Here is a 14,407-nt window from a genome sequence, read left to right on the forward strand (position 1 = left end):
GTCGGCACGGCGGCGCCCGGCACGCAGGCGGGAAGGGTCGACCGGGGCGCCGCCTCGTCGTGGTGACCCGGGCGTCCCGGTGGATCGCGGTCGGGGCGGCGCTACCGGCCGCGCGGCGCCGGGGAGGCGCTGCCGGAGCCGGCGGACCGGGCGAGCTCGGCCGCCTCGGCCTGCGCGACCTCCTGACGGTGTGCCCGCATCAACAGCAGACCGATGCCGCTGACCCCGGCGACCATCATGAGGATCACCGCCACGAGGTAGGGCAGCCAGCCGTTGCTCACGAGGGCGAAGGTCAGCACGTAGACGGCCGCCAGCGTCGAGAGCGGGAACGTGAGCCGGAACAGGAAGCGGTTCCGGTCGGTGTCCGGCGGGGGCCACGTGATCGCACCGGACAACCGGCCGAGGAGCTCCGCGAGCATGGGGTGACCGTACGCGGGCGTCCTCAGGCGCCGCGCGGGGCGTACATGATGACCGCGACGCCGGCCAGGCACAGCAGCGCGCCGAGCACGTCGAACCGGTCGGGCCGGTACCCGTCGAGCACCATCCCCCACGCCAGCGACCCGGCCACGAACACCCCGCCGTACGCGGCGAGCACCCGGCCGAACTCGGCGTCGGGCTGCAACGTGGCGACGAACCCGTAGGCCGCGAGCGACACGATCCCGATCGCGATCCACACCCAGCCGCGGCCCTCCCGCACGCCCTGCCAGACCGCCCACGCCCCGCCGATCTCGGCGACGGCGGCGAGCAGGAACAGCAGGATCGACCGGGTCGTCACGCCACGATCATCCGCGTCCGGGTCACCTGCCCCCGCTTCACCGCGGTCAGGGTCACGACGACGAGCTCGGTCGGCTTCCCGGTCGGCGGCCCGGGGAGCAGCCAGCTCAGCTCACGGTCGTGGGTGAAGGCGAAGACCTCCTCGTCCACCACTCGGAAGCGGTCGCCGGTGCGCGAGGTCCGGCGCACCGTGAGGTCCCCGGGGACGACGACCTGCTCGGCGACGAACCGCTCGATCTCGTCCGCCCCGGTGGCGCCGACCCCGGACGGCAGGACGTCGAACGTCGCGTCCTCGGCGAGCAGGTGCGCGACGGCGGCGCCGGCCCGGATCGCGGTGTGCAGCGCGTCGTGGACCCGCTCGACCGCGATCATGAGGTCCTGCACCGCCTTGGTCACGCCTCCACGGTGCGCGAGCGGCGTCCGGTGGGCAAGTTCATGACCCGGGAGGTCATCGCGCCCGTGCCGGGGCGCGACCAGGCTCGTCGTCATGAACGCATACGCGGTGGGCCTGCTCCACGACATCGACGCGAACGACGAGATCCTCGACTACCTGCGTCGCATCCAGGCGACGCTCGACCCGTACGGCGGCCGGTTCCTCGTCCACGGCGCGACGCCGGAGGTGCTCGAGGGTCCCTTCGACGGCGTGCTGGTGCTCATCGGTTTTCCCGACGTCTCCTCGGCGCGGGCCTGGTACGACTCCCCCGCCTACCGCGAGATCCTCCCGCTGCGCACGCGGAACACGCGCAGCGTCGCGTTCGTGCTGGAGGGATGCGGTCCGGACCACGACAGTGCGGCGATGGCCGACGAGATGGCGGCGGCGCGGTGAGCGCGGCCGGGTGACGGTGACCCGGGGCGGAGGCGCGGCCCCGGGTCGCCGAGTGTTCACCACGTGACGGGCAGGGCCTTCACGCCGCCGGTGAGGTGCTGGGTGCGCACGTCGATGTCGTCGAGGTCGACGGCGAGACGGAGACCGGGCAGGCGCGTCGCGAGCGTGCGGAACACGGTGCGCAGCTCGGTGCGGGCGAGGCTCGCACCGATGCAGAAGTGCCCGCCGTGGCCGAACCCGACGTGGGCGCGCTCCTCGCGCTCCGGCTCGAACTCCTCGGCGTCGGCGAACGCCTGCGGGTCCCGGTTGGCCGCGTTGATGGAGATGACCACCGCGTCGCCCTCGTGGATCGTCACGCCGGCGATCTCGACGTCCTGGTGGGCGTAGCGCACGAGCCCGAGGTCGCCAGGTGCCCCGAGGCGCATGATCTCCTCGACCACACGGTCGGTGCGGCCCTCGGGGTCCTCGACGAGGTAGTCCCACCGCTCCCGCTGGGTGAGCAGGAGGAGCACGCCCAGGCCGATCCGGTTGACCGTGGTCTCGTGCCCGGCGAACAGCAGGCCGACCGAGAGCCGGATCATCTCCTCGTAGTCGTAGGCGTCGTCCTCCTCCTGGGCGTGGACGAGGTCGGAGATGACGTCCTCGGCGGGCTGCGAGCGCTTCTGCTCCGCGAGCGCCGCCATGTACCGGCCGAAGTCCTCGCGCGCCCCGTGGGCGTCGGCGGCCGGGTCGAAGGTCGCCATGCGGTCGGAGAGGTCGCGGAAGTACTCCGAGTCGTCGGTCGGCACGCCCAGGAGCCGGCAGATCACCGCGACCGGCAGCGGGACCGCGAGCGTCTCGTGGAGGTCCGCCACCCCGTCGGCCTCCCGGGCGCCGACCAGGGTGTCGACGTAGCCGTCCACGAGGCCCTGCACGTCCTCGCCCATCTGCCGCATGCGCTTCGCGGAGAACGCGGGCGTGAGGAGGCGCCGCATGCGGGTGTGGTCGGCCTCCTCGGTCTCGTAGTTGCCGCTCGGTCCGTCGGCGATCGCGGCGTGGGTGATCCGCGCGGCGTGCTCGGGGTCAGGATGCGAGCGGCCGAAGCGCTTGTCGCCGAGGAGGTCACGGACCTCCTCGAAGCGCGTGACCAGCCACGCCGGGTCACCGGCCGGCGTCGTCACGGCGGCGACCGGGGCCTCACGGCGCAGGACGTCGTACAGCGGGGCGATCTCGAGGATGTTCGGACGCTCGAAGGGCAGGTGCAGGTCCGCGGCCCGGTCGGTGGTGGCAGTCATGACGGCTCCTCGATGTGACGGCGACATCACCGACCGTACGTCTTTGTGGCAGTCAGTGCCATTAAAAGGTGGGTAAGGTGTGCGGATGACCACAGCCCGGGACGACGGGCCGGTCGGCCGTCGGGGACGGCCGCCGGTCACCGACGAGCAGCGCCGCCGACGCAGGCTGGAGATCTCGCGGCACGCCGTGGCGCTGTTCCGCGAGCACGGCGTCGGCGAGACCACCGGCGAGCAGGTCGCCCGCGCCGCCGGGGTCTCCGAGCGCACGCTGTGGCGGCTCTTCCGGTCGAAGGAGGCCTGCGTCGAGCCGCTGCTGTCGGTGTCGCTGGATGCGTTCGTCGAGGTCCTGCGCTCGTGGCGGCCGTCGGACGAGCTCGGCGACCACCTGCGCGCGGCCTACGTGGTGTCGCCCGAGGACCTCGAGGCGGTGCTCGCCGTCGTGCGGATGTCGCGCGACGAACCGGGAGTGCGCGCCGTCTGGCTGGTGCTCCACGAGCGGGCCGAGCCGGTCTTCGCGTCCGTGCTCGGGCAGCGCTTCGGCCTGCCCGCGCACGACCTGACGATCCTCGTGCGCGCGGCCGCGGTGAACGCGGCCCTGCGCGTGCTCACCGACGCCCTCGCGTGGTCGGACGACGCCGACCCGTCGTCGGGAATCGTCGACGAGCACCGCGACCGCCTGGCCGAGGAGCTCCGCGCCCTGACGGAGCTCCCGGCACAGCGACCCTGAGTCCGACTAGAGCCCGATCCCGATCCCGAGCCCGAGCACGTCGAGGGCGTTCTTCGCCATCACGCCCTCGCCGACGAAGTTCGGGTGCACCGGCGCGGCGTTGATCGGGACGATCGGCTCGACCCACCGCTTGAAGGGCGACTGACAGGCGTCGTGCCCCTGGGAGATCGCGGTGACGTCGAGGTACGTCGCGCCGGTCTGCTGCGCGGCACGCTTCACGGCGTTGTTGAGGGCGGCCTGGATGCCGTTGAGGTACGGCACGTCGCCCGCGGCGATCGGCATGATCGGGTAGCAGCCCTGCGTCGCGGGCAGGATCGTGAGGTAGCCCGAGATCGCGACCCGCGCGTTCGGCGCCTTCGCCCGCACGTCCTTCAGCGCCTTGACGATGTTCGGGTAGTTGCTCGAGTTGATCGTGTCGACGAACGAGTCGCCGTACGCGCGCTGGCAGGGATTGCCCTGGCCGGCCGTGGTGGCGGCGGCGGTCGCGCACTTCTGGATCGACGATGTGAACACGCTGTTGTCGTTCCCGCCGATCGTCAGCGTGACCAGCTTCGTGTCGGCGGTCAGCGCGTTCAACTGCGGTGCGACCCCGGGCGACTGCGACGCGCGGAAGTCGCTGGTGTCGGCGCCGCTGCACGAGACGTCGACGAGCTGGTAGCGCTTCACCCGGGCGATGTCGTGCGCCCAGTTGAGCTGCGACTGGCTGCACTGGGGCGGCGCCGTGGCCACGGCGGGCTGGATGCCCGCGCCCGAGCTGTAGCTGTCGCCGAGATTGACGTAGCGCAGCGGGGCCTCGTCCGCCCACGCGGCCGTCCCACCGAGGAACAGACCGATCACCGCCAACGCAGCGACCACAGCTCGACGTGCACCCATGCCTCGTCCTCCCCGCCCTCACCCGACCCGGGAGTGACGGTAGAGGGAGACCCCGACGGTCGGCAGGGCGGCCCGCCCGAACGATCAGGCGACGGCGGCCTCGTCGAGCCAGGACACGACCGTGCGCACGGTGAGCCCGGTCGACCGCGAGAGCGCCTCGCGCAGGAGCCGCGCCTTGCGCTGGTCCGGCAGTTCGGTCAGCGACCGCGCGAGCTCCACGACGCGGACCCGCCCGTCGTCGTCCAGCCCCAGGTCGTCGATGTTGACCAGGGTCGACCACGCCGCCAGGCGAGCGCGCTCGCCCCACACCGTCGCTTCGTGCACGAGAGGGATACTAGAACTCTCAACCGATCGAACACCAGCGGGTCGTCCACAATTCAACTGGTCCGGACCAGCCGCACCCTCGTGGCAGCGAAGCGTCGTTGCTGTCGTCCAGTGGCAGTCGCGCCCCATCGTCGGGATGACCCCCCGGAACGACCCCACGGAACGACGAAGGCCCGGCTCCCTGCGCGGGAACCGGGCCTGCCTGCGAGTGGGCGATACTGGGATCGAACCAGTGACCTCTTCGGTGTGAACGAAGCGCTCTCCCCCTGAGCTAATCGCCCGCAGCAGGGATCAGCCTAACTCACGCCATGATCGGGCTGTGCAGCCAGGTCCAGTGTCCGAGCCCGACGATCCGGGCGACGATCCACAGGGCGTCGAGCAGCCAGAGCGTCGCCAGCACGACCACGCCCGTGGCCAGCGCCAACAGCAGCTGCACCGCCGTGTTCTGCCGCTTCACCCACGCCACCCACCGGTCGTAGTAGCGGCGGGCGAAGCGCAGGACGCGGCCGGCCCACTCGAACTCGGTGGACAGGATCCCGAGCCCCGTGAACACGATCAGCCATCCGGGGCCGGGGTACGGGATCGCGATGATGCCCACGATCAGCACCACGGCGCCGATGAAGCCGATGCCGCAGCGCCAGGCGCGGTTCCAGTGCGGGCGGGCACGCACCGTCATGCGGAAGGCCCGCACGCGGACCCGCAGGCCGTGCAGGCGCCTTCTCGACGGCGGCTCGGTCGGCCCGGACGGTGCGGTCTCGGTCGGTCGTGCGGAGGTGGTGCCCTGGTCCTGGGTCATCGCCTTGCCTGGCCTCGTCGTCGGTGCAGGCCCGCGGAGGGTCAGCCCGCCAGCTGACCGCTCGCGACGACCTGCGTCGGCGTGGCGGGCACCGTCCGCCCGGGCTCGTAGGAGACCGCGAACCCGGCGAAACGACGATCCGCCGACATCGAGGGTACGGAAGCCGTCACGGGCCCCGAACCGGACATGTCGAACGCCTGCAGCCCGACCGGTCGCCCGCCCGCGAGGCCCCACAGGACGTAGGTGTGCGCGCCGTCGTTCGGCGGCAGCCCGGTCGCGAGGAACTCCGGGCCCGCGCCCCGGTCCACGACCAGCCCCACGAAGCCACCGCCGGTCGACGCCAGCACCGCGTGCGGCGTCCCCGGCCGCGCCGCCGCGTCGACGAGCTCCACGACCTGCCGGCCCCGGTCGGCCTGCGCGGCCGCCGCGTCCCGTTCCTGCGCGAGATCGCGGTTGGCGTTCACCAGACCGCCGATCACGACGACGAGCGCGGCCGCGGCCGCCACCGCGAGTCCGGCCACGATCCGTCGGCGACGGCGCAGCGGGACGACGTTCGACGACGGGGCGTCGGTGCCACGGGACGACAGCGACGCTCCGCTGTCATCAGGGGCGGCTTCGGCCTCCGCCGCCTCGAGGATCCGGGCGCGCAGCGACGGCGGCGGCTCCGCCGGCTCGGACGCGGCGCCCAGCAGCGCCCCGACCCCCTCGGTCTCCGCCACGATCCGTCGGCACGCCTCGCACGCGGCGAGGTGCTCGGCGAACTCCGCGTCGTCCTGCGGGTCGAGGGCGTGCAGGGCCCAGGCGACGGCGAGCTCGGGGTGACCGTCGGGTGTGCCTCTCATGCCGGCCCCTCCTCCCGCTCGACCTGTCCGTCCAGCATCCCCCGCAGCGACCGAATCGCGGTGAACATGCGCGATTTCACCGTGCCCAACGGGACGTCCGCGATGCTCGCGACCTCCCGCTGCGTGAAACCGCCGAAGTAGGCGAGCGCGAGGGCCTCCCGCTGCTCGGCGGGCAGCCGACCCAGCGCCTCCCGGACCTGGCCGGCGACGACCCGCTCCAGCGCGGCCTCGTCGGCGCCCGGCCCGGCGGGCAGGCCGTCCTGACCGCCCCGGTCGTCACCGTCCTCCACCGGGGGGACGGTGTACTTGCGACGGGTCGCCTCGCGCCGGACGGCGTCGACCGCCCGGTGGTGGACCATCGTCATGAGCCAGGTCGCGACGCTCCCGCGCGCGGCGTCGAAGCGCTCGGGATGACGCCAGACGTGGAGGAAGACCTCCTGCACGACGTCCTCGGCCAGGGACTCGTCCACGCAGATGCGCCGGGCGAGGGCGTAGGCCCGCCGGGAGAAGCGGTCGTAGAACGCGTCGAGCGCACGAGGGGCCCGTTCGGCCACGGCCCGCAGCAGTGTGGTGTCCGCCACGGCCTCGTCGGACACGTCGTCACGCTCCGCAGTCGCCTCGGATCGGCTCCGGGAGGCCTCCGCCACGGGCTCACCTCCTCCTCGTGCTCTCGTGTCCGGGTCGGATGCGGCACAGGTTAGTGCTGTCGGGTAGCGGAGGGCGCTCCGGCAGGGAGGGTCGGTCGTTACGGAGGCGGACCGGGTAAGGGCTCGACCGGGTACTCCTAAGATGGCTTCGGTGCGTGAGCCGGGTGAACCGGCGTCACAGGCTCGGCCGCCGGTCGTTCCCCTCTTCGACAGCAGCGTGCGCGAAAGGCAGCCTTCGAATGCACAACGACCACGTGACGATCCGGTCCACGGCGGTGTTCGACCTCATCGGTCCCCCGAATCCGCCCGTGCCGGTCCAGGTCGAACTCCGGTACGACACCCGCGACCCCTATGCGGTGCAGGCCGCCTTCCGGACCGGTCGCGCCGGCTGGGTCGAGTGGGTCTTCTCCCGCGACCTCCTCACCGAGGGACTGATCGACGCCGCCGGTGACGGCGACGTCCGCATCCGCCCCTCCGAGGGCGAGTCGGTCGAGATCGAGCTCTCCTCCCCCTCCGGGCACGCGACCTTCCGGGCGCTCACCCGGGAGGTCTCGGAGTTCCTCCAGCGCACCCACGAGGTGATCGAGCCGGGCTCCGAGGACGACTGGCTGGACCTCGAGCACGCCCTGGGCCTGCTGCTCTCCACCGACCCGAGCTGATCACCACCCCCCTCATCGGGGGCCGCGCGCGATGCAGTAGAGTTCTCATCATCGGCAGGGAGAACTTCTCCGGAACTTCTTACCGATGACAGGCGGACGTAGCGCAGCTGGTAGCGCATCACCTTGCCAAGGTGAGGGTCGCGGGTTCGAATCCCGTCGTCCGCTCGGGGAGGCAGGCCTCCGAGGATCCCGGCGGAGTGGCCGAGTGGTTTAGGCAAGGGCCTGCAAAGCCCTGTACGCGGGTTCGATTCCCGCCTCCGCCTCGGGCGATTAGCTCAGTGGGAGAGCACTACCTTGACACGGTAGGGGTCACTGGTTCAATCCCAGTATCGCCCACAACAGGCCCTGGTCACCTATGTGACCAGGGCCTTTGTCGTGTCCGGGGTCCTCCCCCGTCCCGACGCCGGGTCGGTGCCGGTCTTCGGCGCCCCGGCGCGACGAGCGGCGCGGCGACACCGTTGCTGAACCGTGACGTCGGCAGACGGAGCAGCCCGACCCGCCGTCCGGAAGAACCTGCCGCCGTTCGCCGCAGCAGACGCCCCCCTGCACGGCGTGTGCGGTCGCTCGCTCTCAGCAAAGCCCGATTCCCGACGACGGGCTCCCTAGCGTTCTGGCTGCGCCGCCGCGGGAAGCCCCCGACTCCCGCGGCGGCACCGCTCCCCAGACCGAGAGGTACCTCCGCCATGCGCCCCGATGTCCAGCAGGACCCGCGACCGGAGTTCGGCATCCCCGTCCCCCGGGACGCACGTCGGTACGACGGCTACGACGCCCCGCGCACCGGTGGGTACCCCGCCGCCCCGTACTCCGGGCCGATCGCCGGACCGGCCTCCGGCCCGCAGCCGGTGAGCCCCTACGGCACCGGGGCGCACGCCGCCCAGCCGTACTCCGGGCCGCAGCCGGTCTCCGGGTACCCGACCACCGGGCCGCGCGGGCTGCCCGAGCGCCCGATGTCCGGGCCGCAGTCGTTCCCCCACGACGTCGGGCCCCGCGGTGCCGCCGAGCCGACCGTCCGTCGGCGGCTGGCCGACGACGTCGAGCCCCGCCGGCGCGACGAGCACCCCAGCGGCCCGCTGCCCACCGGTGGTCACCGCCGCGGCGCGCGGGGCGGACGGGGGCGGACGGCCCTGCTCGCCCTCGTCGCGGCCGGCGCGGTCGCGGCCGGTGCGGCCGGGTACGTCGCGATCGCGCACTGGGGCACCTCCTCGGACCAGGCGGTCGCGACGACGGCGGGCGCGGGTCAGGTGGCCCCGACCTCGCTGACCGGGGCGAACCTCGCCACGCGGCAGACCCCGCTCGGCACCGTGGCCACGAGCGACGGGTACACGCTGTACTCGTTCACGAAGGACTCGAACAAGCCGGCCGCGAGCACCTGCACCGGGACCTGCGCCGAGCAGTGGCCGCCGGTCCTGGCCTCGGACGCCGACCCCTGGCTCAAGGGCATCGACGCCAGCCGCGTCGGCACCGTCGACCGTCCCGACGGCACCAAGCAGCTCACGCTCAACGGCTGGCCGCTCTACCGCTTCGCGAAGGACGCCGCGCCCGGCGAGACCGCGGGCAACGGCGTCGGCGGGACGTGGCGTGCGGTGGGGCCGGACGGCAAGCCGGTCGCCGCCAATGCCGCCGCCCCCGCGGCGGGCGGCAGCAGCACCGGAACCGGGGGTAGCGGCGGCGGGTACTCCGCCCCGGCCGCTCCCGCCGCCCCGGCCGGCGGCGGCTCGTCCTACGGCGACGCTGGCGGGTCCTCCGGGTACTGAGCCCCGCCCGGCGGGCCGGCCTCGATGGTCACCGGGAACGCCACGCTGCGCGCGATGAAGCAGGCCTCGTGCGCAGCGTGGTGGAGCGTGTCCAGGTCGGCCGGCGGACCCGTCGTCGTGACCTCCGGGTGGAGGACGACCTGTTCGAAGGACCACCCGCCGTCGTCGTCGCGCGTCATCCGCCCCACCGCACGGTCGGTGTAGGCGGTGACGACGACGCCGGCCTCGGCGGCGACGTGCAGGAAGCTGAGCAGGTGGCACTCGGACAGCGCCGCCACCAGCAGGTCCTCGGGATTCCAGCGGGAGGCGTCGCCGCGGAAGGCGCGGTCGGCCGAGCCGTCGAGCGTCGGCTTCCCCGCCGCCGTGACGGTGTGGTTCCGCGTGTAGGACCGGTAGTCGACGGTGCCCGGGTCGTCCGACCAGGACACCGTCAGCCGGTACTCGTGCGCCACCCGTCCCCCGTCACCAGTTGTCCCGGTCCTTGCGGTCCTCCTCCTCGGTCCGCTCCCGGGCGATCTCCAACGCCCGCGACGCGGTGTCCCGGTCGGGGTAGGGACCGAGCCGGTCGGCCGCGCGGCAGCCCTCGTAGGGCTCGACCGTGTTGTGCTTCAGGCAGTAGTACCACTCGTTCTCGTGGGCCACGGCCCGCAGCCTGCCACGGATCAGCACCCGTGCATGGGTCAGACCCGGGAGAGTCGCGCGGTGCCGAGGATCAGCTCCGCGGTGAGCTCCGGGTCGTCCGCCATCGGGACGTGCCCGCACCCCGGCAGCACCACGACGCGGGCGTCGGGCAGCACCCGGCGCAGGCGGCGGACCTGGGCGCGCGGGAGCAGGAAGTCCCGGGACCCCCAGCCGACCATCGTCGGCACGTCCGCCCGGCGCGGCGCGGTCCAGGTGTCGAGCGCGGCGAGCATCGTCGCGAACCCCTCGCGCGGACGGGCGAGACCCTGCAGGTCGTCCCCCATCCCGGCGTAGTGGTCCCGCCCGGGGTGGGCGACCAGCGCGCTGAGCAGGGCGTACCGCCCCGCGGGGGTCGAGAGCACCGAGTCGAGCCGCTCGCGCGACCAGCTCTGCAGCACCTTCGACGCGCCACCCAGGAGCGCCTTCGCCCAGGCCCGCCCGACCGGCGACCAGAACCCGGCGGGCGAGAGTGCGGTCGCCGACCGCACGCTGCCCCGCGCCGCCATCTCGAGGGCGATCAGGCCGCCCAGCGAGTTGCCGGCGATGTGCGGGCGGTCGATCCCCAGATCGTCGGCCAGGCCCTCGACCGCCTCGACCAGCGGCCGGGCCGACCCGTCGAACCCGGGATCGACGTCGGCGGACTCCCCGTGGCCGGGGAGGTCGATCGCGATCACCTCGTGCTCGCGCTCCAGGAGCGGGAGCACCGGGTCCCAGCCCTGGCGGCGGTGTGTGATCCCGTGGACCAGGAACAACGGTTCCCCGCTCCCGGACCGGCTGTGGGCGAGCATGATCGGACCTCCCCGACGTCGATGTCGGGGCGACCGTAGCGGGACTACTCGCGGGTGTGGATCACGACCTTGCCCGTCACGCGGCGCTCCGCGAGTTCACCGACCGCCGCGGCCGCCTCCGCGAGCGGGTAGACGCCGCTGATCGGCGGGGCGAGCCGTCCCGCGGCGATGTCGGCGGTGAGGTCGTCCCACTGCCGGCGCATGTAGCCGGGGTTGTTCCAGGCCCACTCGCCCCAGCCCGCGCCGACGACCTCGGTGTTGCGCAGGAGCAGCCGGTTGACCTTCACGGTCGGGATCTCGCCGCCGGTGAAGCCCACGACGACGAGCCGTCCCCCGCGCGCGAGCGACCGCAGCGAGTCGGTGAACCGGTCCCCGCCGACGGGGTCGACGATGACGTCGACGCCCCGCTTGTCGGTGAGCGCCAGCACCGCGTCCTTGAAGCCGGTGCCCTCGGCGTCGGTGACCAGCACGGCGTGATCGGCGCCGGCCGCCCGCGCGACCTCGGCCTTGCCGTCGGTCGAGACCACCGCGATCACCGTCGCGCCGCGGGCCTTCGCGAACTGGATGCAGGCGATTCCGACGCCGCCGGCCGCGCCGTGCACCAGCACGGTGTCGCCGTCGGCCAGCCGGCCGCGGGTGGCGACGACGAACTCGGCGGTCAGGTAGTTCATCGGCAGCCCGGCGCCGACGTCGAACGAGACGCCGTCGGGCAGCGGGAACGTCTGGTCGACCGGGGCGACGACGGTCTCGGCGAACGCGCCGACCACGCACAGCGCGGCGACCCGGTCCCCGGGCGCGAACCCGGAGCCCTCGGGCGCGGTGCGTACGGTGCCCGCCACCTCGGACCCGAGGACGAACGGCAGCTCGGGCCGCATCTGGTACTCGCCCCGGGTCTGCAGCAGGTCGGGGAACACCACACCCGCCGCCTCGACGTCGATCAGGACCTGGTCGGGGCCGGCGACCGGCTCGTCGATCTCGACGACCTCGAGCGCCTCCGGCCCTTCGAGCTTGCTCACCTGCACTGCGCGCATGGGGGCGATCATGCCCCACGGGCCGGTGGGTCGAGCGCTACAGCCCGAGGACGTGCAGGTGGGACAGCGCCCCGATGACGTAGATCGCCAGCAGCACCAGGACCGCCACCACGCCGCGGACCGCGCCGGGCGTCGCGAGCAGGTCCGAGACGGTGCGCCGGCTCTCCTGCTCGCGGGTGCCGTGCTCGTCGGTCGTGCGTCCCGTCGTCGTCATCGTGATCCTCCCGGGGGTCGGCGGCCGTCACGGGCGGCGGCCGGAGGACATCCGACCGCCGCACTCACGTGTAGGACGCACGCCGCGCGGACATCGTCACGGACTCGACCGGATGGAGTACGTCACGATGGCGGGAGGGCCCGTCGTCAGGAAGCCCGGAAGTCCGCCGGACGCTCCGCCGGGGCCTCCGCGAGCGCCTTCCGGACGCCCTCGGCGTCGAGGTCCGCGCCGTAGACCGGCGTGCCGGGCTGCTGGCGCCACGACTCCTCGAGCGGTCCGGCGTCGACCGCGTCGAACCCGAGCTCCTCGACGAGGGCGAGCACGGTGTCCTTGCCGGGCCCGTCGGCCCCCGCGACCGGGAGCGCGATCCGGCCGGCCTCGCCGCGCGGCTTCCCGTTCTCGAGCAGGTGCTTCCAGTAGATGCCGTTGAAGGCCTTGAACACCGGCGTGCCGAGCTGCTCGGAGACCCACACGCTCTCCGGGGTGCCGTCCTCGATCGCGTCGATCCTGCCGTCGCGCTGCGGGTAGTAGTTGTTGGTCTCGACGACGGGGGCGTCGGGCTTCCGGCCCGCGACCACGCCCTCGGGCAGGTCGGGGGTGGCCTTCTGCGGGATGCTCACGACGACGAGGTCCGCGTCCTGCGCGGCGTCCTTCGCCCAGACCGCGGTCGCGCCGGTCTCGGCGGCCAGGTCCGCGAGCGTCTCGGGGTCGCGGGAGTTCGCCACCCGCACCTCGTGGCCCAGGGCGGTGAGCCGCCGCGTCAACGTGCCTGCGATCAGGCCCGCTCCGATGATGCCGATCCTCATGCGCCGGGCAACCCGGGCCCCGCCGCCGGCATTCCACCGGCGACGGTTCCGCGGGTCACGGTTCGGGGGTCACGGTTCGGGGGTCACGGTTCTCGGCTCAGGCCGAACGCAGCATCGCGATCTCGTCCTCCGGGGTCGGGGCCCAGGCACCCGCCGGCGGCAGCCCGATCGAGGCGGCGTGGCCGCGGAAGTTCTCCAGCCAGTGCCGCCAGTCGTCGGGGAGCATCGAGAACGGCGCCTCGTGCCCGAGCTCGCGCGCCGCCCACAGCGGCCAGTGCGGGTTGGACAGCGCCGGGCGCCCGAGCAGGACGACGTCGGTCAGGCCGGCCTCGATCGCCCGGTTCGCGTTCTGCGGCACGCCGAGGTTCCAGGAGCAGACGGTCGGGATGCCGACCTCGCGCCTGACCTGCGCCGAGCGCTCGAGCATGAAGCCCGGGTCGTTCATCGGGGGCTTGCGTTCCATGTCGTCGGTGTTGAACCCGAGGCTCATGTCCGCGGCGTCCAGCCCGTGCTCGGCCATCCATGCGACGGCCTGCAGGGACTCCTCGAACTGCACCCCCTGCGAGTGGAAGTCGTCCGAGCCGAGCCGCATCGTCAGCGGGAGCCGCTCGGGCCACACCTCGCGGACGGCGTCGAGGGCCTCGAGCAGGAACCGTGCCCGGTTCTCCAGCGAGCCGCCGTACTCGTCGTCGCGCCGGTTGGCCAGCGGCGAGAAGAACTCGGCGCCGAGGTAGCCGTGGGCGAAGTGCATCTCGAGCCACTCGTAGCCGGCGTCGGCCGCGCGGCGGGCGGCGTCGGCGTAGGAGCGGTGGAGACTCTGGATCTCGTCGCGGGACAGCGCGTGCACGTCGAAGGGATGGTCGCCGCCGTAGGGGACGTTCGACGGGCCGACGCACTGCCAGCCCCGGTCGTGGTCCGGCGGGAACTGGGCGCCCGGCCCGTACTCGCCGATCCGGTCGTGCGCCGCGACCTCGCTGCCCTTGCGGCCGGTGTGGCCCAGCTGGATCCCCGCGACCCCGCTCTGCCGCTTGATGATCGCGGTGACCCGGGCGTGGCCCTCGACCTGGTCGTCGTCCCAGATGCCCGCGCAGTCGACGGTCGTGCGCCCCTCCGGCACGATCGCGACCTGCTCCGGGAAGATCAGCCCGAAGCCCCCGGCAGCCCGGGCTCCGAGGTACATCACGTGATAGTCGTTCATCTTCCCGCTGCGGTCCTCGCAGGCGTGCTGCGTCATCGGGGACATCCCGATGCGGTTGCGCAGCGTCACGCCCTTGAGGGTGAACGGGCTGAAGAGGTCGGCCACGGTGAGCCTTTCGGGATCGACGGAGGGACTCACCGTCGACAATTGCGCGCAACCGTTTCGCCGGTCGCTCGATGCTGTTGCGTCCGTG

At 73.2% G+C, this 14,407-nt stretch carries 19 protein-coding genes, 4 tRNA genes and 1 pseudogene; 7 read left to right on the forward strand and 17 right to left on the reverse strand.

All coding sequences use genetic code 11. From position 1 onward, the window contains the following. Window positions 1-101: 101 nt before the first annotated feature. The 3 genes from BJ983_RS10695 to BJ983_RS10705 are packed head-to-tail and all read right to left on the reverse strand — an operon-like array spanning window position 102 to window position 1,170. A complete protein-coding gene (locus BJ983_RS10695) occupies window positions 102-419 on the reverse strand; it encodes a hypothetical protein (RefSeq protein ID WP_179793777.1) in 318 nt (105 codons plus the stop codon). 23 nt (window positions 420-442) lie between these two features. After that, a complete protein-coding gene (locus BJ983_RS10700; protein ID WP_179793778.1) occupies window positions 443-775 on the reverse strand; it encodes a YnfA family protein in 333 nt (110 codons plus the stop codon). Beyond that, window positions 772-1,170 carry a nuclear transport factor 2 family protein gene (locus tag BJ983_RS10705; protein ID WP_179793779.1) on the reverse strand — a complete coding sequence of 133 codons (399 nt, stop codon included), beginning with the start codon at window positions 1,168-1,170 and terminating at the stop codon, window positions 772-774. The genes BJ983_RS10700 and BJ983_RS10705 overlap by 4 nt, the downstream gene beginning before the upstream one ends. 91 nt (window positions 1,171-1,261) lie before the next feature. Between BJ983_RS10705 and BJ983_RS10710 the strand changes: the two genes are divergently transcribed. After that, window positions 1,262-1,600 carry a DUF1330 domain-containing protein gene (locus BJ983_RS10710; RefSeq protein ID WP_179793780.1) on the forward strand — a complete coding sequence of 113 codons (339 nt, stop codon included), beginning with the start codon at window positions 1,262-1,264 and terminating at the stop codon, window positions 1,598-1,600. 56 nt (window positions 1,601-1,656) lie between these two features. Here BJ983_RS10710 and BJ983_RS10715 read toward each other — a convergent pair whose 3' ends face one another. Beyond that, entirely contained in the window at window positions 1,657-2,874 is a 1,218-nt protein-coding gene (locus BJ983_RS10715; protein WP_179793781.1) for a cytochrome P450, read from the reverse strand. Between the two features lie 85 nt (window positions 2,875-2,959). Between BJ983_RS10715 and BJ983_RS10720 the strand changes: the two genes are divergently transcribed. After that, a complete protein-coding gene (locus tag BJ983_RS10720) occupies window positions 2,960-3,601 on the forward strand; it encodes a TetR/AcrR family transcriptional regulator (protein WP_179793782.1) in 642 nt (213 codons plus the stop codon). Window positions 3,602-3,607: 6 nt separating this feature from the next. On the opposite strand, the gene BJ983_RS10725 is transcribed toward BJ983_RS10720, so the two are convergent. The 6 genes from BJ983_RS10725 to BJ983_RS10750 form a co-directional block, all read right to left on the reverse strand. Beyond that, on the reverse strand, window positions 3,608-4,474 hold the full coding sequence (locus tag BJ983_RS10725; RefSeq protein WP_179793783.1) for an SGNH/GDSL hydrolase family protein: 867 nt from the start codon (window positions 4,472-4,474) through the stop codon (window positions 3,608-3,610). Between the two features lie 84 nt (window positions 4,475-4,558). After that, window positions 4,559-4,798: a hypothetical protein gene (locus tag BJ983_RS10730; RefSeq protein ID WP_179793784.1), complete on the reverse strand. Its 240-nt coding sequence runs from the start codon at window positions 4,796-4,798 to the stop codon at window positions 4,559-4,561. Window positions 4,799-5,007: 209 nt separating this feature from the next. Then, window positions 5,008-5,079: transfer RNA gene (locus tag BJ983_RS10735), tRNA-Val, on the reverse strand. Between the two features lie 20 nt (window positions 5,080-5,099). Beyond that, the gene (locus BJ983_RS10740; protein WP_179793785.1) at window positions 5,100-5,594 is read right to left on the reverse strand and encodes a TIGR02611 family protein; all 495 of its coding nucleotides are present in this window, start codon (window positions 5,592-5,594) and stop codon (window positions 5,100-5,102) included. Window positions 5,595-5,635: 41 nt separating this feature from the next. Then, window positions 5,636-6,436, reverse strand: coding sequence for an anti-sigma factor (locus BJ983_RS10745; protein WP_179793786.1), 801 nt, complete (start codon window positions 6,434-6,436; stop codon window positions 5,636-5,638). Continuing rightward, entirely contained in the window at window positions 6,433-7,032 is a 600-nt protein-coding gene (locus tag BJ983_RS10750) for a sigma-70 family RNA polymerase sigma factor (protein WP_179793787.1), read from the reverse strand. The genes BJ983_RS10745 and BJ983_RS10750 overlap by 4 nt, the downstream gene beginning before the upstream one ends. A 290-nt stretch (window positions 7,033-7,322) precedes the next feature. Between BJ983_RS10750 and BJ983_RS10755 the strand changes: the two genes are divergently transcribed. From BJ983_RS10755 to BJ983_RS10775, 5 genes are all read left to right on the forward strand, one after another. Beyond that, complete coding sequence (locus tag BJ983_RS10755; protein WP_179793788.1) at window positions 7,323-7,742, forward strand: SsgA family sporulation/cell division regulator; 420 nt, start codon at window positions 7,323-7,325, stop codon at window positions 7,740-7,742. Between the two features lie 92 nt (window positions 7,743-7,834). Continuing rightward, window positions 7,835-7,907, forward strand: a tRNA-Gly gene (locus tag BJ983_RS10760). A gap of 26 nt (window positions 7,908-7,933) precedes the next feature. Next, window positions 7,934-8,005 (forward strand) — tRNA-Cys (locus tag BJ983_RS10765). 1 nt (window position 8,006) lies between these two features. Then, window positions 8,007-8,078, forward strand: a tRNA-Val gene (locus BJ983_RS10770). Window positions 8,079-8,425: 347 nt separating this feature from the next. Continuing rightward, window positions 8,426-9,496, forward strand: a complete 1,071-nt coding sequence (locus BJ983_RS10775) for a hypothetical protein (RefSeq protein WP_179793789.1) — start codon at window positions 8,426-8,428, stop codon at window positions 9,494-9,496. Here BJ983_RS10775 and BJ983_RS10780 read toward each other — a convergent pair. The 7 genes and pseudogenes from BJ983_RS10780 to BJ983_RS10810 form a co-directional block, all read right to left on the reverse strand. After that, window positions 9,463-9,948, reverse strand: a complete 486-nt coding sequence (locus tag BJ983_RS10780) for an OsmC family protein (protein ID WP_179793790.1) — start codon at window positions 9,946-9,948, stop codon at window positions 9,463-9,465. The genes BJ983_RS10775 and BJ983_RS10780 overlap by 34 nt on opposite strands. A 10-nt stretch (window positions 9,949-9,958) precedes the next feature. Then, window positions 9,959-10,138: a hypothetical protein gene (locus BJ983_RS10785; protein WP_179793791.1), complete on the reverse strand. Its 180-nt coding sequence runs from the start codon at window positions 10,136-10,138 to the stop codon at window positions 9,959-9,961. A 38-nt stretch (window positions 10,139-10,176) separates the two neighbouring features. Then, window positions 10,177-10,965 (reverse strand): alpha/beta fold hydrolase, encoded by a 789-nt coding sequence (locus tag BJ983_RS10790; RefSeq protein WP_179793792.1) that lies wholly within the window; start codon window positions 10,963-10,965, stop codon window positions 10,177-10,179. Window positions 10,966-11,009: 44 nt separating this feature from the next. Continuing rightward, window positions 11,010-11,996 (reverse strand): NADPH:quinone oxidoreductase family protein, encoded by a 987-nt coding sequence (locus tag BJ983_RS10795; RefSeq protein ID WP_179793793.1) that lies wholly within the window; start codon window positions 11,994-11,996, stop codon window positions 11,010-11,012. 37 nt (window positions 11,997-12,033) lie between these two features. Beyond that, window positions 12,034-12,210: a hypothetical protein gene (locus BJ983_RS10800; RefSeq protein ID WP_179793794.1), complete on the reverse strand. Its 177-nt coding sequence runs from the start codon at window positions 12,208-12,210 to the stop codon at window positions 12,034-12,036. A gap of 146 nt (window positions 12,211-12,356) precedes the next feature. Next, window positions 12,357-13,019 (reverse strand): annotated as a pseudogene (locus BJ983_RS10805) (NADPH-dependent F420 reductase); the annotation flags it as partial. A gap of 94 nt (window positions 13,020-13,113) precedes the next feature. After that, the gene (locus BJ983_RS10810; protein ID WP_343054017.1) at window positions 13,114-14,352 is read right to left on the reverse strand and encodes an oxidoreductase; all 1,239 of its coding nucleotides are present in this window, start codon (window positions 14,350-14,352) and stop codon (window positions 13,114-13,116) included. Window positions 14,353-14,407 lie beyond the last annotated feature (55 nt).

Source organism: Actinomycetospora corticicola, assembly GCF_013409505.1.
GTDB classification, from domain to species: domain Bacteria; phylum Actinomycetota; class Actinomycetes; order Mycobacteriales; family Pseudonocardiaceae; genus Actinomycetospora; species Actinomycetospora corticicola.